Origin of the sequence: Pseudoxanthomonas winnipegensis, assembly GCF_030322905.1 — a bacterium.
Lineage (GTDB): Bacteria > Pseudomonadota > Gammaproteobacteria > Xanthomonadales > Xanthomonadaceae > Pseudoxanthomonas_A > Pseudoxanthomonas_A winnipegensis.
In genome coordinates this window covers 2061126-2085437 of record NZ_CP095475.1, presented here as the reverse complement: position 1 = coordinate 2085437, position 24312 = coordinate 2061126, and the positions used below count along the sequence as shown (strand labels likewise).

Here is a 24312-nt window from a genome sequence, read left to right as displayed (position 1 = left end):
GGCTTGTCGCAACGCCACCGCGTGTGCCGGCACTCGGCGAGGTGCCTGTTCTCACCCGAGCCAGTTCCGAGGCCACCACCGGTGCGCCGAGCGCGGAATTCCATATCAAGCGATAGACGCGATTCATTCGCCACCCCCCTGTCATGTCCGCTGTAATTTTTCGTTACAGCACGGTTACGTGGATTAGAGCGCGGCCCCATCGCAAGGTGGTGCGCCATTCCGGAACTAGTATGAGAAATAACGGGCATCGGCTATTCCATTTCGGCAAATTCCGAACGATTAACAGGGGTTCCACGCGGCTGAATACGCGCCACTTAATTCCCCTATCGAAATTGCCCGCGGCCCCGCGCTAGACGCGAGTATCCGCAGCCGCGCTTCCTCCGGTCCCGGGAGTCCGGAGGACCCTCGATCGTCGTCTCAGGCAAGGCGCGCCTGCGCCGATGCCCGCGATCAGCTTCGGCCGCGGAGCCATTAGATCCCGCTTCTTTTGCAGGTAGAACGAGATAAACGATTAGGCGGCGAACGTCTTCACATGCGCCAGAGCCCGACGGGAGGACTGCGCAGCAGCGTATCGCTGGGCAGCTCGCCGAAGATTCGCCGATATTTTCCCGCGAATTTGGAAAGGTCCCACAGACCGCAGTTCAAGGCGATCGACTTGACCGAATGACGGCTGGCATCGCTGGCCGCCAGGCTGCGATTTGCAGTGCACAGCCGCAGCATGGAGAGATAGCGGTTGGGCGATATTCCCAGCAGATCATCGAAGGCATAGCGCAGCGTCCGTTCGCTCACGCCGACGGTGTGACAGATTTCTTGCATATAAACATTTCTGTGCAGGTGCATGCGCATGAAATCCTCCGCGCGGCGCAGGATCCGGTAATGCATGAGCCTGCCGCGCGAGCACCGCGGACGGTCGTCCGGCGTCGCGGCGAACTTGGCCATCAGGTGGGCGCGCACGTAGGCGCTGGCGCCTTCCTGGCGATCGGTGGGCTCGTGCATCCCTGATTCGCGCGCCCCGCTCGCCAACCGTGTGGCGAGCTGTTCCAGCCTGCGCGCGGTCGCATCGCCGGAGGGCTTGAACAGCCGCACATACTGTCCGACCGCCGGCAGCGAGGCCCCCAGCCCGAGTTCGGAGAGGCGATGCTTCAAGGTGCTCAGCGGGATCAGGACCAGCGTCAGCCTGGAACCGGCGCTGAGGACGAACTCGCTGCTCGCCCCTGGCAACACGGTGACGACCATGCCCGTGTCCATGCTGACGCCATGACACCAGCTGGCGTCCGGACCGGTCTGGTGGACATAGCCGAACAGGCACCAGTCCGGCGGCAGCGTGAATCGCCCGCGGAAGGTGAATGCGTTCGCGACCGAATAGATCAGCGCGTCCTGATCGACGTAGGTCTTCACGTCCGGACTCGCGCCTTGCGGGTCCAGCAGGACCATGTCCAGATCGCAGACCCTGAGCAACCCGGCCAGTGCGGCCAGGTCCAGTGGCGGTCCTCCCGCCTGATCCGGCTTCGAATGCCGTTTCGATCGCGCCTCGTCCATCCCTGTCCTCCCCTTTTGATCCGGCCATCGATACATCCCGAGGCCGTGCGCCTTCTCTGTAAGCCAAGCAAGCGCGATGTCCCACTATGCATTGCCTTGGCGCGCGTCGCCACGCGCGGTGACCACGTGCCGCTGTGCTGGCCGGCACACTCCCTGGATGTTCTGGCTCTCCAAGCCGGCGCTCATAAGCGTCTGGCCGGCCTGCGCATTCACACCCTGTCCACGACCTTAGGCCGGCCGGATGTGTTGTCGGCGTGTAGAAAGTCACTGCCTGGCCGACATGAAAGGAGTCGCGGCGATGTCCTGGGACTCAGGTCACGCCGGCCTTCACTGCGATCGATCACCGCTTGGCGTGTTCGTTCGACCATTGACGCAAGTGCGGAACGCTGGACTGCCGGAAACAGCGCCAAACCGACACAACAGGCACAGCGACGCTGCACAGCGTCAAGGCCGAATGGGCGCGTCATTCGCCGGATGCTTGCCCGCCAACATCGCCTGCCGCAGTTGTTGGGGCGACTGGCCGAACTCATGCCGCATGGCCGCAATGAAACCCGCATAGCTGACAAAGCCAGCCGCCTGCGCTACCGCGGCCAGACTCAGACGCTCGTCGCGCAGACGCCAGCATGCACCGCGCGCGCGTTCGCGCAGCACGTACCGCCAGAGCGTGCAGCCCATGCGCGCCCGGAACGCGCGCGCCAGGTGGAATGGGCTGCTGGCCGCCGCGCGCGAGATCGATGCCAGATCCAGCGGCTCGCTCAGATGCGCATGGATGTAGGCCAACGCGCGCCCTACCCGCCAGTCCGCTGCACGAGGCCCGGGCGGCACGCGCGCCATGGGCATCAGCTGCGGGATCAGCGCCATGAACACCGCATCGCCGACCAGCGCGCCATGCGGCTGGCCGGTGGCGGCATCGGTGCGCAGCACGCGCAGCAGCCCGGCGATGGCCGGTGCACGCAGCTGCAAGGTGGAGCGCAAGCCATGCGATCGGTCGGTGACCTCATGCCCCACGACCTCGCCCAGCGCGGCGTCGGTGAAGTACAGGCAGGCCGAGTCCACGGGTCGGTCCCACCAGAAGCGTCCACCGTCGCCGGCCGCGATGATCCCGATCTCGTCCTGCCCCATGCGCGCGACATGGCGGCGGCCGTCCACGCACATGCCCATGCGCAGCGCACCACGATCCAGAGGCAGGCTGAGATGGTGGAACGGCAGCGCCGGCGCCTCCAGCTGCACGGGGCCGAAGCAGGACTGCTCCATCGCGCACCACGACCACGACGCCCGCGCCGACACCGTGTGGCTCAGCCAGGGCGGCACCTTGCGCAGTTCGGACATGGCGGCATGCATGGGACGCTTCCTGGCCGGCGGGAGCGCGCCCAACTTAGCAAGATTTCGAAGCTGGCGAAGCCGGCGACACGCTAGTCTTCTGGGCGACCGCGGACCGACCGCATGCAGCCCTGCCCTTGACCGAGAGCGCGCCGATGAAACGCCTGCTGATGTTGCTGAGCCTAGGTTTCCTCCTGGTGTCGAGCGCCCTTCGCGCCGCGGCCGCCGTGCCCGGCCCGCTCGCCCCTGGCGAGCACGACTTCGTCTCCAACGGCGTGCGCCTCTGGTACAAGGTGTCCGGCCACGGACCGGTGGCGCTGCTGCCCACGCCGGGCTGGGGGCCCAGCGCGGATTATCTGTTCCTCTCGCTGCAGCCGCTGGAACGCGACTTCACCATCGTCTATCTGGACACCCGCGCCACCGGCCGCTCGCAGGTCCCAGCGGCCGGGGCCGTCACGATGGAGGACTTCGTCGACGACCTGGACAATCTGCGCCGCCATCTGCAACTGGACCAGCCCTGGTTCATCGGCCACTCCATGGGCGGCACGCAGATCCTCGAGTACAGCCTGCGCCATCCGCAGCACGTGCGCGGCTTGCTGCTGCTGGCGGCGGCGATCACCAACAACGCGCCGGACGCGGCGCGCCAGGCCGAGGTGGAGCGTCAGGTCATGGAGCAGGTCGAGTCCCGTCGCGGCCGCCCCGGTTTCGAGACCGCGCTGAAGGCGTTCAAGGGCGATCCGCCGCCCACCACGGATGCCGAGTTCAAGGCGCAGATCCTGGCGACGGTGCCGATCGAGATGTACGACATGTCCAAGGCGGTCAACGGCAAGGACGCCTTCGAGCAGGTGCGCTTCTCCCTGGTGGCTTTCCAGCGCTTCGTCGCCGGCGTGCGCACCGACCTGGCGCCGGCGCTGCCGCGCATCCAGGTGCCGGCCCTGGTGGTGGCCGGCGCGGACGATGTCGAAGTGCCCTGGCAGCAGACGCTGAGCCTGCACCGTGGCCTGGCCCATTCCAAGCTGATCCTGATCCCCGACGCCGGGCACTTCGCCTGGCTGGAGCAGCCCGACGCCTGGTTCCAGCAGGTCCACGACTTCCTGCCCACCGTGGGCTATCGCGCGGATGCTCCCTGAAAGCAGAAAGCCCGGCGGATGCCGGGCTTTCTGGTGCCGCACTTCGCGGCGGATCAGGCGGCGGTCTTCTCGCCGACCTGGTAATCCTCGATCTGGTCGAAGTTCATGTAGCGGTAGATGTCAGCGGCATTGGCGTCGAGCACGCCGATGTCGGCCATGTACTCGGCCTTGGTCGGGATGCGACCCAGGCGCGAGCAGATGGCGGCCAGCTCGGCCGAACCCAGGTACACGTTGGAGTTGCGCCCCAGGCGGTTGGGGAAGTTGCGGGTGGAGGTGGAGAACACCGTCGCGCCCTCCTTCACCTGCGCCTGGTTGCCCATGCACAGCGAGCAGCCCGGCATCTCCATGCGCGCACCGGCGGTGCCGAAGGTGCCGTAATGGCCTTCCTTGGTCAGCTCGGCGGCATCCATCTTGGTCGGCGGGGCGACCCACAGCTTGGTCGGGATGTCGCGCTTGCCTTCCAGCAGCTTGGAGGCCGCGCGGAAGTGGCCGATGTTGGTCATGCACGAGCCGATGAACACTTCATCGATCTTGGCGCCGGCCACTTCGGACAGGGTCTTCACGTCGTCCGGGTCGTTCGGGCAGGCCAGGATCGGCTCGTGCACGTCGGCCAGGTCGATCTCGATCACCGCGGCGTACTCGGCGTCGGCGTCGGCCTTGAGCAGCTGCGGATCGGCCAGCCAGGCCTTCATCTTGTCGATGCGGCGCTGCAGGCTACGCGGATCCTTGTAGCCCTGTTCGATCATCCAGCCCAGCAAGGTGATGTTGCTGTTGATGTACTCGATGATCGGCTCCTTGTTGAGGTGCACGGTGCAGCCGGCGGCCGAGCGCTCGGCCGAGGCATCGGACAGCTCGAAGGCCTGTTCGACCTTCAGGTCCGGCAGCCCCTCGATCTCCAGGATGCGGCCGGAGAAGATGTTCTTCTTGCCCTGCTTGGCCACGGTCAGCAGGCCCTGCTTGATCGCGTACAGCGGGATCGCGTTGACCAGATCGCGCAGCGTCACGCCCGGCTGCAGCTTGCCCTTGAAGCGCACCAGCACCGACTCGGGCATGTCCAGCGGCATCACGCCGGTGGCCGCGGCGAAGGCGACCAGGCCCGAGCCGGCCGGGAACGAGATGCCCACCGGGAAGCGCGTGTGCGAGTCGCCGCCGGTGCCGACGGTGTCGGGCAGCAGCATGCGGTTGAGCCAGCTGTGGATCACGCCATCGCCCGGGCGCAGCGAGATGCCGCCACGGGTAGAGATGAACTCCGGCAGGGTGTGGTGGGTCTTGACGTCCACCGGCTTCGGGTACGCAGCGGTGTGGCAGAAGGACTGCATGACCAGATCGGCCGAGAAGCCCAGGCAGGCCAGGTCCTTGAGCTCGTCGCGGGTCATCGGACCGGTGGTGTCCTGCGAGCCGACCGAGGTCATCTTCGGCTCGCAGTAGGTGCCCGGGCGCACGCCCTGGCCTTCCGGCAGGCCGATGGCGCGGCCGACCATCTTCTGCGCCAGCGAGAAGCCCTTGCCGGTGTCGGCCGGCTGCTGCGGCAGGCGGAACAGGTCGGTGGCCGGCAGGCCCAGCGCCTCACGCGCCTTGGCGGTCAGGCCGCGGCCGACGATCAGCGGGATGCGGCCGCCGGCGCGCACCTCGTCGAACAGCACCTCGGACTTCACCTTGAATTCGGCGATGACCTGGCCGTCCTTCAGCGCCTTGCCCTCGTACGGGCGCAGCTCGATCACATCGCCCTGCTCCATCTGCGACACGTCCAGCTCGATCGGCAACGCGCCTGCATCTTCCATGGTGTTGTAGAAGATCGGGGCGATCTTGGAGCCCAGGCACACCCCGCCGAAGCGCTTGTTGGGGATGTAGGGAATGTCCTGCCCGGTCCACCACAGCACGCTGTTGGTCGCGGACTTGCGCGAGGAGCCGGTGCCGACCACGTCGCCGACGTAGGCGACCAGATGGCCCTTGTCCTTGAGGTCGGCGATGGCCTGGATCGGGCCGCGCTTGCCGTCTTCCTCCGGCACGAACGGCGCGCCCTCGCGCTTGTTCTTCAGCATCGCCAGCGCGTGCATCGGGATGTCCGGGCGCGTAGTGGCGTCCGGGGCCGGCGAGAGGTCGTCGGTATTGGTCTCGCCCGGCACCTTGAACACGGTCAGGGTCATGGACGCCGGCACTTCCGGCTTGCTGGTGAACCACTCGGCTTCGGCCCAGCTGCGCAGCACGGCCACGGCATTGGCGTTGCCGGCGTCGGCCTTTTCCTTGACGTCGTGGAAGGCGTCGAACACCAGCAGGGTCTGCTTGAGGCCGTCGGCGGCGATGGCGCCGACGGTGGCATCGTCCAGCAGCTCGATCAGCGGGTGCACGTTGTAGCCGCCGAGCATGGTGCCCAGCAGTTCGGTGGCGCGCTCGCGGCTGATCAGCGGGTTCTGCTCGCTGCCGAAGGCCAGCGCCGCCAGGTAGCTGGCCTTGACCTTGGCGGCATCGTCCACGCCGGCCGGCACGCGGTGGGTGATCAGGTCGACCAGGAAGTCGGCCTCGCCCGCCGGCGGGTTCTTCAGCAGTTCGATGACCTGCGCGGTCTGCTGGGCGGTCAGCGGCAGCGGCGGGATGCCCAGCGCGGCGCGCTCGGCAACGTGGTGGCGGTAGGCTTCCAACATGTGCGACTCCGGTACGTAACGTGTGTGAAGAGGGAGCGGGTCAGACCCGCGGCGCGATCAGCTTCAATCCCTTGAAGTAGTCGCGGTAAAAAGCGTGGTTGTGGGTGATCAGCGCATCGCACTGCAGCAGCGCGTGGGCCCCGATGAGGAAATCGGGCAGCGCATGCGGCCCGCCGCCGCGCTGGCGGTAGCGGCGCTGCATCTCGCCGGCGCGCAGGGCCGACTTGGATTCCAGCGCGCTGAAATGGATGCCCATCTCCTCCAGCACCGTCAGCGCCTCGGCGCCGTTGCGCAGGGCGCTGCAGACCTCGGCCAGGGCGATGTCGCAGACCACGACCCGGCCGCTGGCCAGGCATTGGCGCAGGCAGGCCTCGGCCGCATCGGCCTGCGGGCCGTCGGTCAGCAGGTCCACCAGCACGGGCGAATCGATGGCGATCACAGGCGCAGGATCAGCGCTTGGCCGGCTCGCGGGCGGCGCGCACGGCGGCCTCGGGCGAGTCGAAGCCGTCCAGCGCGAAGCGCCCGCGCGCCTTGGAGATCGCATCGTCCACGCTCTTGCGCAGCACGATGCGGCTGCCGTCCAGCTCCACCTTCAACAGCGTGCCCTTGGTCAGCCCCAGGGCATCGCGCACCGCCTTGGGCAGGGTGATCTGGCCGCGTTCGGCAACGGTGGCTTCCATGAGTGCACCTCTTGAAGTATGCACGGATTATACATACTTGGATCTCCATACCGATAGCGGAATCGTGCGCCGGCAGGCACACAGCAGGCCATCCGGACACTCCCCAGTCACGCCGGAAGGCCGATACTGAATAGCGAGGCCGTCATCGAACAGCCAGCGCCGGGCCACCAGGTCATGGCGCAAGTCACCTCGAACAGGAGCCCGAGCATGAGTGACACCTTCAAGACCCGCAGCACGCTGGACGTGGCGGGAACCTCCTATACCTACTTCAGCCTTCCCAAGCTCGGCGAGCGTTTCGACATCGCCCGCCTGCCCTACTCCATGAAGATCCTGCTGGAGAACCTGCTGCGCGGCGAGGACGGGGTCAGCGTCACGCCCGAGCACATCGAGGCGGTGGCCAAGTGGGACGCCAAGGCCGAGCCGGACACCGAGATCGCCTTCATGCCCGCGCGCGTGGTGCTGCAGGACTTCACCGGCGTGCCCTGCGTGGTCGACCTGGCCGCCATGCGCGATGCGGTGGTCAAACTGGGCGGCAAGGCCGAGCAGATCAACCCGCAGATCCCTTCCGAACTGGTGATCGACCATTCGGTGCAGGTGGACGTGTTCGGCAAGCCCGACGCGCTGGACCTCAACGGCAAGATCGAGTTCCAGCGCAATGCCGAGCGCTACAGTTTCCTGCGCTGGGGCCAGAAGGCCTTCAACGACTTCAAGGTGGTGCCGCCCAATACCGGCATCGTCCACCAGGTCAACCTGGAACACCTGGCGCGCGTGGTCATGACCGCCGACAAGGACGGGGTCAGCTACGCCTATCCGGACACGGTGTTCGGCACCGACTCGCACACCACCATGATCAACGGCATCGGCGTACTGGGCTGGGGCGTGGGTGGCATCGAGGCCGAGGCCGCGATGCTGGGCCAGCCGTCCTCGATGCTGATCCCGCAGGTGGTGGGCTTCGAGCTGACCGGCAAGCTGCCCGAGGGCGCCACCGCGACCGACCTGGTGCTGACCGTCACCCAGATGCTGCGCAAGCTGGGCGTGGTGGGCAAGTTCGTCGAGTTCTACGGCGAAGGCCTGCAGCACCTGCCGCTGGCCGATCGCGCCACGATCGGCAACATGGCGCCCGAGTACGGCGCGACCTGCGGCATCTTCCCGGTCGACGCCGAATCGCTGAACTACCTGCGCCTGTCCGGCCGCAGCGAGGACCATATCGCCCTGGTCGAGGCCTACGCCAAGGCCCAGGGCCTGTGGCACGACGCCAGCAGCCCGCATGCCCAGTACAGCGCCACCCTGCACCTGGACATGGGCGAGGTGAAGCCCTCGCTGGCCGGCCCCAAGCGCCCGCAGGACCGCGTCCTGCTCAGCGACATGCAGAAGAACTACCGCGACAGCCTGGCGCCGTTCGCCGAGGCGCGCGAGAAGAAGCGCACCAGCGACGCGCGTCAGGTGGATCGGCTGGCCAACGAGGGCGGCGGCGGCACCGCCGTCGGCGCGCGCGAGTCGGTCAACGAGCCGGCCGCCAGCAGTGGCGCGGGCTGGGAGCTGAAGGACGGCGCGGTGGTGATCGCCGCGATCACCTCCTGCACCAACACTTCCAATCCGGCGGTGATGCTGGGCGCCGGCCTGCTCGCCCGCAACGCGGTGGCCAAGGGCCTCAAGTCCGCGCCGTGGGTCAAGACCTCGCTGGGCCCGGGCTCACTGGTGGTCACCGACTACCTGAAGAAGGCGGGGGTCATGGACGACCTGGAGAAGCTCGGCTTCTACCTGGTCGGCTACGGCTGCACCACCTGCATCGGCAACTCCGGCCCGCTGCCGGAAGACGTCTCGGCCGCCATCGCCAAGGGCGACCTGGTGGTGACCTCGGTGCTGTCGGGCAACCGCAACTTCGAAGGCCGCGTGCACCCGGAAGTGAAGATGAACTACCTGGCCTCCCCGCCGCTGGTAGTGGCCTACGCGATCGCCGGCACGACCGACATCGACCTGACCACCCAGCCGCTGGGCAAGGGCAGCGACGGCCAGGACGTGTACCTCAAGGACATCTGGCCGACCAACAAGGAGATCGGCGACTTCATCGCCAAAACCATCGGCCCGGAGATGTTCAAGAAGAACTACGCCGACGTGTTCAAGGGCGACAGCCGCTGGAACAACATCGCCTCGCCCGACGGCGGCCTGTACCAGTGGGACGCCAAGTCGACCTACATCAAGAACCCGCCCTACTTCGACGGCATGTCGGCGCAGTCGGGCACCATCGACGATGTGCACGGCGCCCGCGTGATGGGCATCTTCGGCGACTCGATCACCACCGACCACATCTCGCCGGCGGGCAATATCAAGAAGGACTCGCCGGCGGGCCGCTTCCTGCAGGAGCGCGGCGTGCAGCCGGCCGACTTCAACAGCTACGGCAGCCGCCGCGGCAACGACGATGTGATGGTGCGCGGCACCTTCGCCAACATCCGCATCAAGAACCTGGTGTTCGGCGGCGAGGAAGGCGGCAACGCGCTGTACTACCCCAAGGCCGGCGGCACGCCGGAGAAGCTGGCGATCTATGACGCGGCGATGAAGTACAAGGCCGACGGTGTGCCCCTGGTGGTCCTGGCCGGCAAGGAATACGGCACCGGTTCCTCGCGCGACTGGGCGGCCAAGGGCACCAACCTGCTCGGCATCAAGGCCGTAATCGCCGAGAGCTTCGAGCGCATCCACCGCTCCAACCTGGTCGGCATGGGCGTGCTGCCGCTGCAGTTCAAGAACGGCGAGAACGCGCAGACCCTGGGACTGGACGGCTCGGAGGTGATCGACATCACCGGCCTGGACGACGGCACGTCCAAGACCGCGCAGGTCGTGGCGAAGAAGGCCGACGGCAGCGAGGTCAAGTTCGAGGTGCGCGTGCTGCTGCTGACGCCGAAGGAAGTCGAGTACTTCCGTCACGGCGGCCTGCTGCACTACGTCCTGCGCCAGCTCGCCGCCAAGCAGGCGGCCTGACCTCGGCATCGATGCACCCGCTCCCGCGCAGCTGCGCGGGAGCGTTCGAATCCGCGCAACCCTCTGCGCCGCGGCCGCGCGTTCATGAAATGCATGGCGCCGGTGGCCCATCAGACATCGGCAAGCACTCCATCGTCGTTCCTGCGAACGCGGGAACCCATGGACTTCCGCACAGACAGTCAACGGCACCGGATTTGCGCGTGCGCGGGAATACGGATCTGACCGGTCGCCCTTGAAACGACCGCGGCCGGCGCGCCAATGCTGCGCAAGCCCTGGACCTTCTTCTGCGCAAGACCGGTCCAAACCGCGCGCCCTCTAGCGCCCGCTCAGCCCTCCGCGCCTGATCCCTCCGCCCTGACCATTCGGAAAAGTATGGAAAGATTCCGGTTTGCGGCGACTGCCGGTATGCTCATCGCGATTTTTCGGGGGAAACGCCGGATCGGCCGGCCGCGCCTCGACCCTAGCACCCTGGGAGGGGCTTGACACGATGACGCAGGAACGGCCCTGGTTTGCCAGCTATCCCGCAGGAGTTCCGCACGAGATCGACGTCGATGAGTACCGCTCGATCGTCGATGTGCTGGACACGGCCATCGCCACCTACCGCGACAAGCCGGCGTTCTCCAACTTCGGCAAGGTGCTGACCTACGCCGACATCGACCGCCTCAGCCAGCAGATGGCCAGCTACCTGCTGCATGAGCTCAAGCTCAAGCGCGGCGACCGCGTCGCGGTGATGATGCCCAACTGCCTGCAGTACCCGATCTCGATCTTCGGCATCCTGCGCGCCGGGCTGACGGTGGTGAACGTCAACCCGCTCTACACCGACCGCGAGCTGCACCACCAGCTGCACGATGCCGGTGTGTCGACCCTGATCGTGGTCGACAACTTCGGCGTCACCGCGCAGAAGGCGCTGGAAGGCAGCGGCGTGCGCCACGTCATCACCACCGCACTGGGCGACATGCTGGGCTTTCCCAAGGGCCCGCTGGTCAACTTCGTCCTGAAGTACGTCAAGAAGATGGTGCCCGATTACGAGATCGCCGGCGCCGTGCGCTTCAAGGACGTGCTGCGCCAGGGCAGCAAGCCGCTGCCCCAGCTGGACATCCAGCCCGACGACATCGCCTTCCTGCAGTACACCGGCGGCACCACCGGCGTGGCCAAGGGCGCGATGCTGACCCACCGCAACCTGGTGGCCAACATGCAGCAGGCCTCGACCTGGGTCGGCATCAAGACGCGACCGGGCGAGGAGTACATCATCACCGCGCTGCCGCTGTACCACATCTTCGCCCTGACGGCGAACTGCCTGGTCTTCATGAAGTGCGGCGGCCTCAACCACCTGATCACCAACCCGCGCGACATGAAGGGTTTCGTCAAGGAGCTCTCCAAGGCACCGTTCACCGCGATGACCGGCGTCAACACCTTGTTCAACGGCCTGCTGAACACGCCGGGCTTCGACCAGATCGACTTCAGCCATCTGCGCCTGACCCTGGGCGGCGGCATGGCGGTGCAGCGCAGCGTGGCCGAGCGCTGGAAGAAGGTCACCGGCGTGACCCTGATCGAAGCCTACGGCCTGACCGAGACCTCGCCGGCGGCATGCATCAACCCGATGGATCTGGCCGACTACAACGGCGCCATCGGCCTGCCGGTGCCCTCGACCGACTGCTGCCTCAAGGACGACGACGGCAAGACCCTGCCCGGCGGCGACGACACGGTCGGCGAGCTGTGCATCAAGGGCCCCCAGGTCATGAAGGGCTACTGGAACCGTCCCGACGAGACCGCCAAGGTCATCGATGACGAGGGCTGGCTGCACACCGGCGACATGGCGCGGATGGACGCGCGCGGCTTCTTCTACATCGTCGACCGCAAGAAGGACATGATCCTGGTGTCCGGCTTCAACGTGTATCCCAACGAGATCGAGGACGTGATCGCCGGCATGCCCGGCGTGCTGGAAGTGGCCGCGGTCGGCGTGCCGGACGAGCACTCCGGCGAGGTGGTCAAGGTCTTCATCGTGCGCAAGGACCCGGCCCTGAGCGAGGCCGACGTCAAGGCGTTCTGCCGCGAGAACCTCACCGGCTACAAGCAGCCGCGCCGGATCGAATTCAGGGACGAGCTGCCCAAGAGCAACGTGGGCAAGATCCTGCGCAAGGAACTGCGCCAGCAGGAGAAAGCCGCGCGCTGAATGCGGCGGCGTGCGGCCGCCGGCGTCACGCCGGCGCGCCACACATTTCAGGAAGTGTGCGCCCGCCGCAGGCCGTCGGCGAGGGCCTCTGCACACTTTGGTGATGTCTATCACACTAAAAACGGACTTTCGCCCGGGTTACTCTAAGTCATTGAGTCACGGGCTTTTTTTGACGCATTTAACACTTGGTTCAGGTGTAGGATCGGCGTCGCCGCGGCCCCCGACGCGGCGACGACCCCCTTCTCTCTCACGCCCTTCAAGAGATCGCCGCCATGAACCTGATCGAAAAGCTCCAGCCGCGTCAGCGCACCTACTCCACCATCCGCACCGAAACGACCCACGAGGGCAACGCGCACTGGCTGTACATGCATGCCGATGCCGCTACGGGCGTGCGCCCGTGCTGCCGCAAGGACATGCTCGACGAAATGTGGGCGGTGATGAACCAGATCACCCTGCCCCCCGCGCAACGCGCCAGCGGCGCGCTGCGCCACTTCGTGCTGGCTTCGGACGCGGCGGCCTACAACCTGGGCGGCGATCTGAACCTGTTCACCCAGCTGATCCGCGAAGGCAACCGCGACCGTCTGCTGGCCTATGCCCAGCGCTGCGTGGAAGGTGTGCACCACCTGCACGTGGGCTTCGGCGGCGACGTGCGCAGCATCGCGCTGATCCAGGGCGATGCGCTGGGCGGCGGCCTTGAGATGGCGCTGGCCTGCCACACCATCGTGGCCGAGGAAGGCTGCGGCATGGGCCTGCCGGAGGTGCTGTTCGGCCTGTTCCCGGGCATGGGCGCCTACTCGTTCCTGTGCCGTCGCGTGGCGCCGCAGGTGGCCGAGAAGATCATCCTTGAAGGCCGCGTCTACAGCAGCGAGGAGATGTACAAGCTGGGCGTGGTCGACATCCTGGTGCCCAAGGGCCAGGGCGTGGCGGCCGTCGAGGACCTGATCCGCACCCAGCGCCGCATTCCGCACTCCTATCTTGCGATGAACTCGGCCCGCAACCTGGCCCAGGCCGTCAGCTACGACGAACTGATGGAGATCACCAAGGTGTGGGTCGAGACCGCGCTGGCCCTGGGCGACAAGTCGCTGCGTACCATGGACCGCCTGGTCAAGGCGCAGACCCGCCGCGCCAGCCTGGACGTGGTGGCCTGACCTGCCGGAATGGATTCCCAACCCGGCCGCAAGGCGGGGTTGGTCATTCCATCAAACCTGAAAGACGCTGCGCGCCCGTGGCCTCGGGCGCGGGATGATCAACGCTCGCCGCCATCGCGCGCCTTGCGGCGCTGCTGTGCACGCGCGGCCAGCGCCTCACGCCCCATGCGGAAGTGGCCGTCGAGCTGGTGCATGCGCTGGCGCCATTCGGCCAGCATCTGCCAGTCGGCCATGCGCATGAACTGACCGCTCTCCTCGGCCAGACGCGACATGCCCAGGTTGCCGGCGACACCTTTCAGCGCATGTGCGTATTCGCGCATGCGTTCCCAGTCCGGCTGCTCGCCGGCGCGCAGCATGCCGTGGAAACAGGCCTCGGCGTCGTTGAGGCATTGCTGGACGAATTCCTGTTCGAAGGCCTCGCCCATGCCCAGCTGCAGCAGTTCGTCCAGCACGTGCGGGTCGAACACCTCGGCCTGGCTCGCGCCGGCCGCCTCATTGCCACGCGCCACGCCAGGCTTGGCAGCCGTCTGCCGCAGGCCACTGTTGCTGGCGATGTCGTTGAGCGCATCCAGCAGCTTGCTCGCCACCACCGGCTTGGCCAGGAAGGCGTAGGCGCCGGCCTGCTCGCAGCTGCTGATCGATTGCGGGGTGACATCGGCGCTGAGCACCAGCACCGGCGTGCGCGGCCCGCCGCCGGCCTGCATCACGCGCAGTTCCTTGAGCAGGTCCAGCCCGCTCATGCCGGGCATGTGCAGATCGATGATGGCCGCGTCGTAGTCGGTCACCGCCAGGGCGTCGAGCACCTCCTCGCCGCCGTTGACGCAGACCACGCGGTGACCGGCCTTCTGCAGCAGGCGCTGCAGCACCATGCGGTTGGCCTCGTGGTCGTCGGCCACCAGGATCTGCATGCTGCGCACGCGCGCGCGATGACGTAGGAAGGGGTCGGAGAAGGCGATGACGTTCTCCGCGCGTCCCTCCGGCGCGGTACCCACCTCGACCAGCTCCTCGACCTCGGCGACGTCCTCGGCCAGCGCCGGCACCATCGGTGTCTCGCTGGGCACCACGCCGTCGAACGGCACTTCGACCCAGAAGGTGCTGCCCAGACCGACTTCGCTCTCGAAGCCGATGGCCCCGCCCATGGCCTCGGTCAGGCCCTTGGCGATGGCCGCGCCCAGGCCGGTGCCTCCGTAGCGACGGCTCAGGCTGACATCGGCCTGCTCGAAGGCCTCGAACAGCCGGTCCTGCAGCCGCGGCGGGATGCCCACTCCGGTGTCGATCACCGTGAAGCGCAGGCGCACGCGCGCATCGATCGAAGGCACGGTGACGACCTGGATGCGCACGCCGCCGCGGTCGGTGAACTTGACCGCGTTGCCGACCAGATTGATCAGCACCTGACGCAGGTGGCGCGCATCGCCCATCAGCGTGGCCGGCACGTCGTCGGCGAAGTGGACGGTGTAGTCCAGCTTCTTGGCCTTGGCCTGCGGCAGCATGATGAAGCCCACATGCTTGACCAGCTCGCGCGGGGCGAACTCGCTGATGTCCAGGCGCAGCTTGCCGGCCTCGATCGCCGAGATGTCCAGCACCTCTTCCACCAGCGCCAGCAGGCTGCGGGCCGAGGCCTGGATGGTGTTCAGGCATTCGCGCTGCTCGGCGTCCAGGCGCGTGGTGGCCAGCACCTCGGTCATGCCCGACAGGCCGTTGAGCGGCGTGCGGAACTCATGGCTCATATTGGCCAGGAAGCGGCTCTTGGCCTCGCTGGCGCGGCGCGCGTCGGCGCTGGCACGGGTCAGCTTGCGCAGCAGGTTGGAGAAGTACAGCGGCACCGCGGCCAGGCCGCCGATCAGACCGATGCCCAGCTTCAGATTGGACAGCCAGTAGTCGGTCATCAGGACCGTGGTGGTGAAGCTGACCATCGCCATGGCCACGGCCAGGTACAGATAGTTGTTGCCGTAGCGCATGCCGTTGCCGACGGTGACCCACATCACCACCACATACACCCAGCCCAGCGGCTCGCCCATCTGGATCATGCCGGCGGCCATCAGGCCGTAGTCGGCGAGCATGCCGATGATCCGGCGCGTGTCCGAGCGCTCAGGACGCAGCCACATCCAGCCCAGCAGGATGCAGCCCAGGGTCAGGCCGCTGAGCACGATGGCCAGCACGCCCTCGTACTGCGCGGCCGGCAGCTGCGCGCGCACCGGCGGCAGCAGCACGTACATCAGGATCAGGCTGATCAGCGCGATCCGGACCAGGGCCTGGCCGTGTTCGTTGTCGCGACGCGCCGGCAGGCGCTCTTTGAACTGTTGCAGCAGGGCGGCCATGGGACTACTCCAATCCGGGGCGTGCTTGCAGCGTCGAATAACGGTCGCAGATCTGGTCCAGCCGCTCGCGGCCGCGGAACAGCGCGTCCACGCAGGCCGGGTCGAACAACCGCCCGCGCTGCGCGTAGAGATAGGCCAGCGCCGCATCGCGCGTCCATGCCGGCTTGTAGGGGCGTGCGGAGATCAGCGCGTCGAACACGTCGGCCACCGCCACGATGCGCGCCTCGATCGGGATCTGCTCACCGCGCAGGCCGTCGGGATAGCCGCTGCCGTCGAAGCGCTCGTGATGGCGCAGGGCGATGATCGCGCCGGTCTGGATCAGCCGGTTCTGGCTGCCGCTGAGCAGCTCATGGCCGATCTTCGGATGCCGGCGCATGACCGCCAGCTCCTCGGCGTCCAGCGGGCCGGGCTTCATCAGCACCGCGTCGGGGATGGCGATCTTGCCCATGTCGTGCAGGGGCGCGGCCAGCTCGATGGCGCGCACGTCCTCCTCGCCCATGCCCAGCTGCTCGGCCACCAGCGCGGCGATTCGCGCCATGCGTTCCAGGAAGGCGCTGGTGCCGCTGTCGCGGTACTCGATGGCGCGGGCCAGGCGCGAGAGCGTCTCGCGCTCGCGCTCCTCGACCTCGTGCATGCTCGACAGCAGGCGCTGCTCCAGCGACAGCGCGCGCTGCTTGACGTTCTCCGACTGCTGGCGCAGCTGCAGCAGGTTGCGACAGCGGGCGCGCAGCTCACGCGGGCGCACCGGCTTGACCAGGAAATCGATGACCCCGGCCTCCAGCGCGGCCTGGCGGATCGGCTCGTCGCCGACCACGGTGATCAGGATCACCGGGATGTCGCGGTGCATGGGCAGGCGGCGGAAGCGGCGGGCGAACTCCAGCCCGTCCATGCCCGGCATGCGGTAGTCCAGCAGCAGCAGGTCGGTGCGGTGCTGGCTACACCACTCCAGCGCCACCTGCGGGTCGCCGAAATCGTGCACCGCCAGCTCGGTGGCGATGTCCTCGATCACGTGGCGCAGCATGGTCCGCGCGGACGCCTGGTCGTCGATGATGACGATGTTCAATTCGCTACCTGCGCCATTGGGCCAGCGTTGCTGGTCCGTCGGGGAGGACACCGCAGTGAACACGCGGCTCGGGGTAAGCATGAAACACCACCTCTCGGGGGATTACGAGGCTGCCAGAATGTGAAGGAACCCCGCCGCATCGGGATTCCCGCCTCGAATCGCGGCGCACGCCACGGATCGAGACCTACTGTCAAGCATGAAGCATGCCACCGAACCCGAGTCGGATCTTTCGGCAAAAAACCGTCAATCCCTGATGGAAAGACGTCCAACCCGGTGGAAAGGGGCCAAATGCCGCCATTTCCAGGCCTTTGGTCCGCGCGCAAAAAGTTTCCTATGCAACCAATTGAGAGCCAAGCAGGCTGGCCTGCCCGGCTGCGTCACTTTTCAACCCTGGGTCTCGGGCCGCATGTAGGGGAACAGCAGCACGTCGCGGATTGAGGAGGTGCCGGTCAGCAGCATCACCAGGCGGTCGATGCCGATGCCCAGGCCGCCGGTCGGCGCCATGCCGTACTCCAGGGCGCGGATGTAGTCGGCGTCGAAGTGCATGGCCTCGTCGTCGCCGCTGTCCTTGGCCTCGACCTGGGCGCGGAAGCGCGCGGCCTGGTCTTCCGGATCGTTGAGCTCGGAGAAGCCGTTGGCGATCTCCTTGCCGTTGATGAACAGCTCGAAGCGGTCGGTGTAGCCGGCCTCGGTATCGCTGGCGCGGGCCAGCGGCGAGACCTCGACCGGGTGGTCGGTGATGAAGGTCGGCTGCACCAGAGTGTGCTCGACGGTGGCCTCGAAGATTTCCAGCAGCAGCTTGCCCCAGCCCCAGGACGGCTTGAACTTGATGCCCAGCCGCTCGCAGTGGCGCCGCAGAGCGTCGCGGTCGGTGCAGTCGGCGGCGGTGATCTCCGGGTTGTGATGGCGCACGGCCTCGTCCATGCGCCAGCGGCGGAACGCCGGGCCCAGGTCGATCCGCGCGCCGTCCCATTCCACCTGCGTGGTGCCGAGCACGGTCTGGGCGGTATCGCGGATCACGCCTTCGGTCAGGTCCATCACCTCGTGGTACGTGGCGTAGGCCTCGTACAGCTCGAGCATGGTGAATTCGGGGTTGTGGCGCGTGGAGACGCCTTCGTTGCGGAAGTTGCGGTTGATCTCGTACACGCGCTCCAGGCCGCCGACGACCAGACGCTTGAGATAGAGCTCCGGCGCCACGCGCAGGTACAGCTGCAGGTCCAGCGCGTTGTGGTGTGTGGTGAACGGCTTGGCCGTGGCGCCGCCGGGGATGTAATGCATCATCGGCGTTTCCACTTCCAGGAAGCGGCGCGCGTCGAGCCAGGCGCGGATGGCGCGGATGATCTTGCTGCGCTTGATGAACACCTCGCGCGACTCAGGCGTCACGATCAGATCGACATAGCGCTGGCGATAGCGCTGCTCGACATCGCTCAGGCCGTGCCACTTGTCCGGCAGCGGGCGCAGCGACTTGGTCAGCAGGCGGATCGTGGTGGCCTTGATCGACAGCTCACCGGTCTTGGTGCGGGTCAGCGTGCCTTCCACGGCGATGATGTCGCCCACGTCCCAGCCCTTGAACGCGGTATAGGCCTCGCCCAGCGTATTGCCCTGCAGGAACAACTGGATGCGCCCGGACTCGTCCTGCACCTGGGCGAAGCTGGCCTTGCCCATCACCCGCTTGGCCATCAGCCGGCCGGCCAGCTTGACCTGGCGATCCAGCCCTTCGAGCACCTCGGCGGTGAAGGTCTCCGCGTCGGCGAACTCAGCCTGCAGATCGCCGGCATAGACCTCGCGCTTGAAGTCGTTGGGATAGGCGATGCCCTGCCCGCGCAGCGCGGTGAGCTTGCCGCGGCGCTCGGCGATGAGGCTGTTCTCGTCGGGGGGCGTGGTGGTGGGCTGGTCGGTCATGGGGTGAGGACTAAGGTTGGGAGAAGTGAGAAGTAAGAAGCGAGCAAGAGCGGGAGACGGCGAGTGTGGCGGCAGGCACGGCCCGCCTCGACTCACCTCTCACGCCGCTCCACGCACTCCTGCCTTCAGGCATCGACGCGCTTGGCGCCCGCGTCTAGGCCGGACTTGAGGCTGGCCTCGAGGAATTCGTCCAGGTCGCCGTCGAGCACCTTCTGCGTATCCGAGCGCTCCACGCCGGTGCGCAGATCCTTGATGCGACTCTGGTCGAGCACGTAGTTGCGGATCTGGCTGCCCCAGCCGATGTCGGACTTGGTGGCTTCCAGCGCGTTCTTCTCGGCGTTGCGCTTCTGGATCTCGATCTCGTAGAGCTTGGCCTTGAGCATCTTCATGGCGCGGTCGCGGTTGGCGTGCTGACTGCGCTCGGTCTGGCAGGCCACCACCACGCCGGACGGCACGTGGGTGATGCGCACGGCCGACTCGGTCTTGTTGACGTGCTGGCCGCCGGCGCCGGAGGAGCGGTAGACGTCGGTCTTCAGATCGGCCGGATTGATCTCGATGTCGATGTTGTCGTCGACCTCGGGCGAGACGAACACGCTGGTGAAGCTGGTGTGGCGTCGGTTGTCCGAGTCGAACGGCGACTTGCGCACCAGCCGGTGCACGCCGATCTCGGTCTTGAGCCAGCCGTAGGCATAGTCGCCCTCCACGCGGAAGGTCGCCGACTTGATGCCGGCCACTTCGCCGGCCGAGGCCTCCATCAGCTCGACCTTCCAGCCGCGGCCCTCGGCCCAGCGCAGGTACATGCGCAGCAGGATCTCGGCCCAGTCCTGGGCCTCGGTGCCGCCGGCGCCGGCCTGGATGTCGACAAAGGCGTTGGTGGCGTCCATCTCGCCGGAGAACATGCGCTGGAATTCCAGCTTGTCCACGTCGCGGGCGAAGCGTTCGACGTCGGCGACCACCGCGTTGGCGGTGTCCTCGTCGGATTCCATCTCGGCCAGTTCCAGCAGCTCGCTGGCGCCGTTGAGGCCTTCGGTCAGGTCGCGGATGCCGTTGACCGTGCGGTCCAGCTGGGCGCGCTCGCGGCCCAGGTTCTGGGCGCGCTCGGGGTCGTTCCAGATATCGGGGTTTTCGAGCTCGCGCTCGACTTCTTCCAGACGCTCGCGCTTGGCGTCGTAGTCAAAGATACCCCCTGAGCGAGCCCAGCCGCTCGGTCAGGTCGGCGATGCGCTGGCGGACGGGATTGAGTTCGATCATGGGAGCGATGCGATGCGTGGCGATGGATAGCCCGCCATTCTAGCAAGACTGCCTTAGAGGCCTCTTTTTCGGGTCTCGCAGCAGTTCGAGCCCGGTGAACAGACTTCGGTGCCCAGCCTCGACCCGGCCGGGCGACTCCTCGGCTCGGTCCGCAACCAGGGGCGATTCTCGGATGGAGCCGTGACCGCCTCATGCCTCTGTGGGAGCCGCCCTTGTGGCCTTTTCGGCCAATGGCGGCGAGGAGGCTCTACCGGGGGAGCCCCATCGCCGCCATGGCGGCTCACCTCCCACCTGTAGAGCGGAGCTTGCTCCGCTGCTCTTCGTTCAGTTCATGGAAAAGGCCCCAGCGGAGCAAGCTCCGCTCTACAGGCAGACCGTCGCAAGATTTGAGGAGACAGTTGCTCCCACAGGGATTGGGCCGGCATTCTGCAAGGACTGATTGCACCGGCCGCCGCTGCGGACCGTGCCGGCCCGTTCTCTGCCTAACCGGCCACATCGAGGCCAGCAGCTGATGGATCAAACCATTTCAACTTTTGACTAGAAGCCCCCTGACTCAACGCGCGCAGCAGCGGGCCGGCGGGCGGTGGCCGCGACGAGCGAGGCAGGAGCCGAGCGCCCGAATCAGGGCAGGATGCCCTGATTGAGGGAAAAGCGGACGCCGCCCGCCGGACCGCTGCCCTTCCGAAGCCGAGACACTCACACGTAGCGGCGCCCGATCGGGAGAAAAGCCCCCTCATCAGCAGCCCGAACGCGTCGCTGGAAAGTCACACGCACATTGCGTCGCGCTTGCACTGGCGCCGTGTCGCTGTCCTTCGCTCAGACCGCCGCGCGCAGCGCCGGCTGTCCTGCGTCCGAGTCGGCCGGCTGCGCCAGCAGCCGCGTGGCCAGGGTGCGGGCGGCGGCGCGCAGTTCGGGCACGGCGGTGATCTCCCACAGCTGGCCCCGCAGCAGCGGGCCCAGGCAGTACAGGCCCGGCACCGCACTGCCGGAACGATCGCGCACCTGCAGACGCTCGTCCACGTCCACGCCCAGGCCCAGCGGGTCCGCACCCAGCAGGCCTGCGTCGCGCAGGGTGGCCACCAGCGGATGGCTGGTGCGCTCGATGTCGGTATCCAGTCCCGTCGCCCGGATCAGGACGTCGAAGTGACCCACCCAGGCGCTGGTCGCGCCACGCGGCCGGACCAGCGCCTCGACCTCGTGCGCGCCCAGCCGCGCGCGCAGCAGACGTCCGGCCAGCACGCGCAGCTGGCCGCGATCCTGCAGGGCCTGCAGCTGCTCGGCGACCTTGGGCGCCACCCGATGGCGCAGCGCCTCCCAGTGCGAGCGCAGGTGGCGCAGAAACCGGGCGCGGTCGGCCTGATCCAGTCCGCGCCAGAACGGCTGCAGATGCGGGCGCAGCGCATCGATCAGGCGCCGCCAGTCGTCCACCACCGCGGAGAGCTGGCGCAGCGTGCGCACCAGTCCGCGCAGATCGTGGTCGCGCAGGCTCTGCTGCACGCTCGGCGGCAGCTCGAGCGGCGTCCCGGGCGCCTCCAGATGGGGCAGCGGCATCAGGCCGTGGCGCGAGAGCACCGTGATCGGCCCGCGATGGTCGCGCTGGCGCAGCGTCACCACCACATCGGCCATGGTCAGTCCGGTACCGACGATCAGCAGTCGCGCGTTCGGCGCGATGGCGTCGATCGCCCCGTCCTGCCACGGCCAGCCGATGTAGCGCCGGTCCACCGCCAGGCGCGGACCGACGCCGGCCAGGCGCTGCGGCGGAAGCGCGCCCACGCACAGGACCACGCGGTCGCTGAGGAAGTCCTCACCATTGCCCAGCAGCACGCGGAAGCCGCCGGGCACGCGGTCCACCGCAATGACTTCTTCCTCGATGCGGGCGAAGTTCCGGGCCTGCGCCGTGGCCTGGTGCAGCTGGTCCTGCAGATAGTCGCCGTACGCCAGCCTAGGCAGGAACCCCAGCCGCCCGCCCTCGCCCAGCGCCAGTGCGTCGGCGAACCCGGTCGGCGCGTCGGCGACCAGGCCCAGGTCCTTGGCGCGCGCATTGAGCAGGTGCTCGGGCCGCGCGGCACCATAGGCCACGCCGCGGCCGAAGGTCTCCGGCTGACCGACCAGCGTGACGCGGGCCTGTGGCCCGCCCTGGCGCAGCAGCTCCGCCGCGAGTGCGCTTCCACAGAAGCCTGCCCCGATCAGGGTGATGTGCATGGCGATCCTTCCTGTCTCCCAGCGGAACGCCCATCTGACCGCAGCCCGATGCGCCCGGTGTAAAGGAGGAGTTAGAACCGTGGAAACGCTTTCTGCCGGCTCGGCATGAGCACATGCCGCGTCGTTATCACGCGCTGGAGTCCTCGGCTTCGCCGCCGGCATCCAGACGCCGGCTCTCGCGGCGCGGCGCGGTGAACGGGGTCGGCGTGGCAGGCGCGGTGTTGCCGATCAGCAGCGGAATGCCGGCGCGGACATCGCCGGCGGCGACCTCCAGGTCGAAGCGCTCGGCGTCCAGCCGGCGCACTTCGCTGGCCGTGCGCGCCGCCACGTCCTCGTCCACGCCCATGGCCTCCAGCGCGGCCTGGCCGAAGCGCACCGCCGATTCGAAGGTCTCGCGGATCTGGAAGTCCACTCCGGCCGCGACCAGCTTGAGCGAATGCTCGCGGTCGAAGGAGCGCGCCAGCACCCTGGCCTGGGTGAACTCCTGCTGGGCCAGTTCGACGATCAGGCTGGTGGTCTCGGGCCTGTCGGTGCAGATGGCGATCAGGCGCGCGGTGGACGCACCGGAGGCACGCAGCACGTCCAGGCGCGTGCCGTCGCCGAAGAACACCTTGAAGCCGAACTCCTCGGCGCTGCGGATCATGTCGATGTCGCTGTCGATGATGGTCACATCGATGTCGCGCGCCAGCAGCGACTGGCTCATGACCTGGCCGAAGCGACCGAAGCCGATGATCAGCACGCTGCCGCTCTGGTCGTGCACCGCCTCGATGCCCTCCATCGAGGCGGTGGCCTGCGGCATGAAGCGACGTGCCACGAGCACCACCAGCGGGGTGAGCACCATCGACAGCACCACCACCGCGGTCATGGTCGCGCTGATGGTGGGATCGATCAGGCCGGCGGCCAGCGCGGCGGCATAGAGGACGAAGGCGAACTCGCCGCCCTGGGCCATCAGCACCGCGCGGTCCAGCGCCTCGCCATGACTGCTGTGGGTCAGGCGCGCGACCACATAGATGCACAGCGCCTTGGTCACCATCATCGCCACCACCAGCCCGGCGACAACCAGCACGTTGTTGGCCACCACCGACAGGTCCAGCGACATGCCGACCGAGAGGAAGAACAGGCCCAGCAGCAGGCCGCGGAACGGCTCGATGTCCGCCTCGATCTGATGGCGGAACGTGGACTCGGACAGCAGCACGCCGGCCAGGAACGCGCCCATCGCCATCGACAGCCCGCCCAGCTGCATCAGCAGCGCCGCGCCCAGCACCACCAGCAGGGCCGCGGCGGTCATCACCTCGCGCGCCTTGGCCCGCGCCAGCAGCCGGAACAGCGGATTGAGCAGCCACAGCCCGGCGGCGATCAGCCCGGCCAGGCAGGCCACGCTGATGCCGATGGACATCCCGCGCGAATGCCCCCCGCTCTCGGCTGGCAGCGGCGAGAGGAACGCGACCAGCGCCAGCAGCGGCACGATCAGCAGATCCTCGAACAACAGCACCGCGACGATCTTCTGCCCATGCGGCAGGGCGATATCGCCGCGCTCGCCGAGCAGCTGCATGACGATCGCGGTGGAGGTGAGCACGAAGCCGGCCGCGCCGACGAAGGCCACCGCCCCATGCAGGCCGAACAGCACGCCCACGCCGGTCAGCGCCGCGGTGCACAGCGCGATCTGCAGCGAACCCAGGCCGAAGATCTGCCTGCGCAGGCCCCACAGATGCGAGGGCCGCATCTCCAGCCCGATCACGAACAGGAACAGCACCACGCCCAGCTCGGCCACGTGCAGGATGGACTGCGGATCGTTGAACCAGCCCAGCCCGAACGGGCCGATGACCAGGCCGGCGGCCAGATAGCCCAGCACCGAGCCCAGGCCCAGACGGCGGAACAGCGGGACAGCGACCACCGCCGCGCCCAGCAGGGCGACCACGTTGACCAGTTGGCTGGATTCGGATTCGACGCTCATGCACCGAGTCTAAC

15 protein-coding genes and 1 pseudogene are annotated in these 24312 nt (G+C 67.5%); 4 read left to right on the top strand and 12 right to left on the bottom strand.

The window, feature by feature from the left end:
- Positions 1 to 43: 43 nt before the first annotated feature.
- From MWN52_RS19615 to MWN52_RS09255, 3 genes and pseudogenes are all read right to left on the bottom strand, one after another.
- Positions 44 to 127, bottom strand: a pseudogene (locus MWN52_RS19615) (ESPR-type extended signal peptide-containing protein); the annotation flags it as partial.
- Positions 128 to 528: 401 nt separating this feature from the next.
- Entirely contained in the window at positions 529 to 1539 is a 1011-nt protein-coding gene (locus tag MWN52_RS09260) for a helix-turn-helix domain-containing protein (protein ID WP_286577561.1), read from the bottom strand.
- A gap of 444 nt (positions 1540 to 1983) precedes the next feature.
- Complete coding sequence (locus MWN52_RS09255) at positions 1984 to 2880, bottom strand: AraC family transcriptional regulator (protein ID WP_286577560.1); 897 nt, start codon at positions 2878 to 2880, stop codon at positions 1984 to 1986.
- Between the two features lie 134 nt (positions 2881 to 3014).
- Here MWN52_RS09255 and MWN52_RS09250 point away from each other — a divergent pair, with 134 nt between their 5' ends.
- A complete protein-coding gene (locus tag MWN52_RS09250) occupies positions 3015 to 3989 on the top strand; it encodes an alpha/beta fold hydrolase (RefSeq protein ID WP_286577559.1) in 975 nt (324 codons plus the stop codon).
- Positions 3990 to 4042: 53 nt separating this feature from the next.
- Here MWN52_RS09250 and MWN52_RS09245 read toward each other — a convergent pair whose 3' ends face one another.
- Genes MWN52_RS09245 through MWN52_RS09235 form a run of 3 tightly spaced genes read right to left on the bottom strand, consistent with a single transcriptional unit; the run spans position 4043 to position 7311 of the window.
- Positions 4043 to 6631 (bottom strand): bifunctional aconitate hydratase 2/2-methylisocitrate dehydratase, encoded by a 2589-nt coding sequence (locus MWN52_RS09245; RefSeq protein ID WP_286577558.1) that lies wholly within the window; start codon positions 6629 to 6631, stop codon positions 4043 to 4045.
- A gap of 40 nt (positions 6632 to 6671) precedes the next feature.
- Entirely contained in the window at positions 6672 to 7070 is a 399-nt protein-coding gene (locus MWN52_RS09240; protein WP_130518614.1) for a type II toxin-antitoxin system VapC family toxin, read from the bottom strand.
- 10 nt (positions 7071 to 7080) lie between these two features.
- Positions 7081 to 7311 (bottom strand): AbrB/MazE/SpoVT family DNA-binding domain-containing protein, encoded by a 231-nt coding sequence (locus tag MWN52_RS09235; RefSeq protein WP_130518617.1) that lies wholly within the window; start codon positions 7309 to 7311, stop codon positions 7081 to 7083.
- 207 nt (positions 7312 to 7518) lie between these two features.
- Here MWN52_RS09235 and acnA point away from each other — a divergent pair, with 207 nt between their 5' ends.
- The 3 genes from acnA (at position 7519) to MWN52_RS09220 (ending at position 13608) form a co-directional block, all read left to right on the top strand.
- Positions 7519 to 10287 carry an aconitate hydratase AcnA gene (acnA, locus tag MWN52_RS09230; RefSeq protein ID WP_286577557.1) on the top strand — a complete coding sequence of 923 codons (2769 nt, stop codon included), beginning with the start codon at positions 7519 to 7521 and terminating at the stop codon, positions 10285 to 10287.
- Positions 10288 to 10774: 487 nt separating this feature from the next.
- Positions 10775 to 12460: an AMP-binding protein gene (locus MWN52_RS09225; RefSeq protein ID WP_286577556.1), complete on the top strand. Its 1686-nt coding sequence runs from the start codon at positions 10775 to 10777 to the stop codon at positions 12458 to 12460.
- A gap of 272 nt (positions 12461 to 12732) precedes the next feature.
- On the top strand, positions 12733 to 13608 hold the full coding sequence (locus MWN52_RS09220) for a crotonase/enoyl-CoA hydratase family protein (protein ID WP_286577555.1): 876 nt from the start codon (positions 12733 to 12735) through the stop codon (positions 13606 to 13608).
- 98 nt (positions 13609 to 13706) lie between these two features.
- Here MWN52_RS09220 and MWN52_RS09215 read toward each other — a convergent pair whose 3' ends face one another.
- The 6 genes from MWN52_RS09215 to MWN52_RS09190 all read right to left on the bottom strand — a co-directional run bounded on the left by MWN52_RS09215 (position 13707) and on the right by MWN52_RS09190 (position 24298).
- Positions 13707 to 15926 (bottom strand): ATP-binding protein, encoded by a 2220-nt coding sequence (locus MWN52_RS09215; RefSeq protein ID WP_286577554.1) that lies wholly within the window; start codon positions 15924 to 15926, stop codon positions 13707 to 13709.
- Between the two features lie 4 nt (positions 15927 to 15930).
- Positions 15931 to 17070 carry a response regulator gene (locus tag MWN52_RS09210; protein ID WP_130518628.1) on the bottom strand — a complete coding sequence of 380 codons (1140 nt, stop codon included), beginning with the start codon at positions 17068 to 17070 and terminating at the stop codon, positions 15931 to 15933.
- A gap of 303 nt (positions 17071 to 17373) precedes the next feature.
- On the bottom strand, positions 17374 to 18891 hold the full coding sequence (gene lysS, locus MWN52_RS09205) for a lysine--tRNA ligase (protein ID WP_286577553.1): 1518 nt from the start codon (positions 18889 to 18891) through the stop codon (positions 17374 to 17376).
- Between the two features lie 125 nt (positions 18892 to 19016).
- Positions 19017 to 20142, bottom strand: a protein-coding gene (prfB, locus tag MWN52_RS09200) for a peptide chain release factor 2 (protein WP_130518632.1) whose coding sequence is annotated in 2 segments (ribosomal slippage) — positions 19017 to 20066 and positions 20068 to 20142 — 1125 coding nt in all. Because the reading frame shifts where the segments join, the coding sequence is not laid out codon by codon here.
- 816 nt (positions 20143 to 20958) lie between these two features.
- Positions 20959 to 22344 carry an FAD/NAD(P)-binding protein gene (locus MWN52_RS09195; protein ID WP_286577552.1) on the bottom strand — a complete coding sequence of 462 codons (1386 nt, stop codon included), beginning with the start codon at positions 22342 to 22344 and terminating at the stop codon, positions 20959 to 20961.
- A 127-nt stretch (positions 22345 to 22471) separates the two neighbouring features.
- Positions 22472 to 24298 (bottom strand): monovalent cation:proton antiporter-2 (CPA2) family protein, encoded by a 1827-nt coding sequence (locus MWN52_RS09190; RefSeq protein ID WP_286577551.1) that lies wholly within the window; start codon positions 24296 to 24298, stop codon positions 22472 to 22474.
- Between the last annotated feature and the right edge of the window lie 14 nt (positions 24299 to 24312).

Bases quoted from the DNA above. Each gene is read 5' to 3' on its own strand.
- MWN52_RS09260 (WP_286577561.1), bottom strand. From the start codon at position 1,539: ATGGACGAGGCGCGATCGAAACGGCATTCGAAGCCGGATCAGGCGGGA.
- MWN52_RS09255 (WP_286577560.1), bottom strand. From the start codon at position 2,880: ATGCATGCCGCCATGTCCGAACTGCGCAAGGTGCCGCCCTGGCTGAGC.
- MWN52_RS09250 (WP_286577559.1), top strand. From the start codon at position 3,015: ATGAAACGCCTGCTGATGTTGCTGAGCCTAGGTTTCCTCCTGGTGTCG.
- MWN52_RS09245 (WP_286577558.1), bottom strand. From the start codon at position 6,631: ATGTTGGAAGCCTACCGCCACCACGTTGCCGAGCGCGCCGCGCTGGGC.
- MWN52_RS09235 (WP_130518617.1), bottom strand. From the start codon at position 7,311: ATGGAAGCCACCGTTGCCGAACGCGGCCAGATCACCCTGCCCAAGGCG.
- acnA (WP_286577557.1), top strand. From the start codon at position 7,519: ATGAGTGACACCTTCAAGACCCGCAGCACGCTGGACGTGGCGGGAACC.
- MWN52_RS09225 (WP_286577556.1), top strand. From the start codon at position 10,775: ATGACGCAGGAACGGCCCTGGTTTGCCAGCTATCCCGCAGGAGTTCCG.
- MWN52_RS09220 (WP_286577555.1), top strand. From the start codon at position 12,733: ATGAACCTGATCGAAAAGCTCCAGCCGCGTCAGCGCACCTACTCCACC.
- MWN52_RS09215 (WP_286577554.1), bottom strand. From the start codon at position 15,926: ATGGCCGCCCTGCTGCAACAGTTCAAAGAGCGCCTGCCGGCGCGTCGC.
- MWN52_RS09210 (WP_130518628.1), bottom strand. From the start codon at position 17,070: ATGCTTACCCCGAGCCGCGTGTTCACTGCGGTGTCCTCCCCGACGGAC.
- lysS (WP_286577553.1), bottom strand. From the start codon at position 18,891: ATGACCGACCAGCCCACCACCACGCCCCCCGACGAGAACAGCCTCATC.
- MWN52_RS09195 (WP_286577552.1), bottom strand. From the start codon at position 22,344: ATGCACATCACCCTGATCGGGGCAGGCTTCTGTGGAAGCGCACTCGCG.
- MWN52_RS09190 (WP_286577551.1), bottom strand. From the start codon at position 24,298: ATGAGCGTCGAATCCGAATCCAGCCAACTGGTCAACGTGGTCGCCCTG.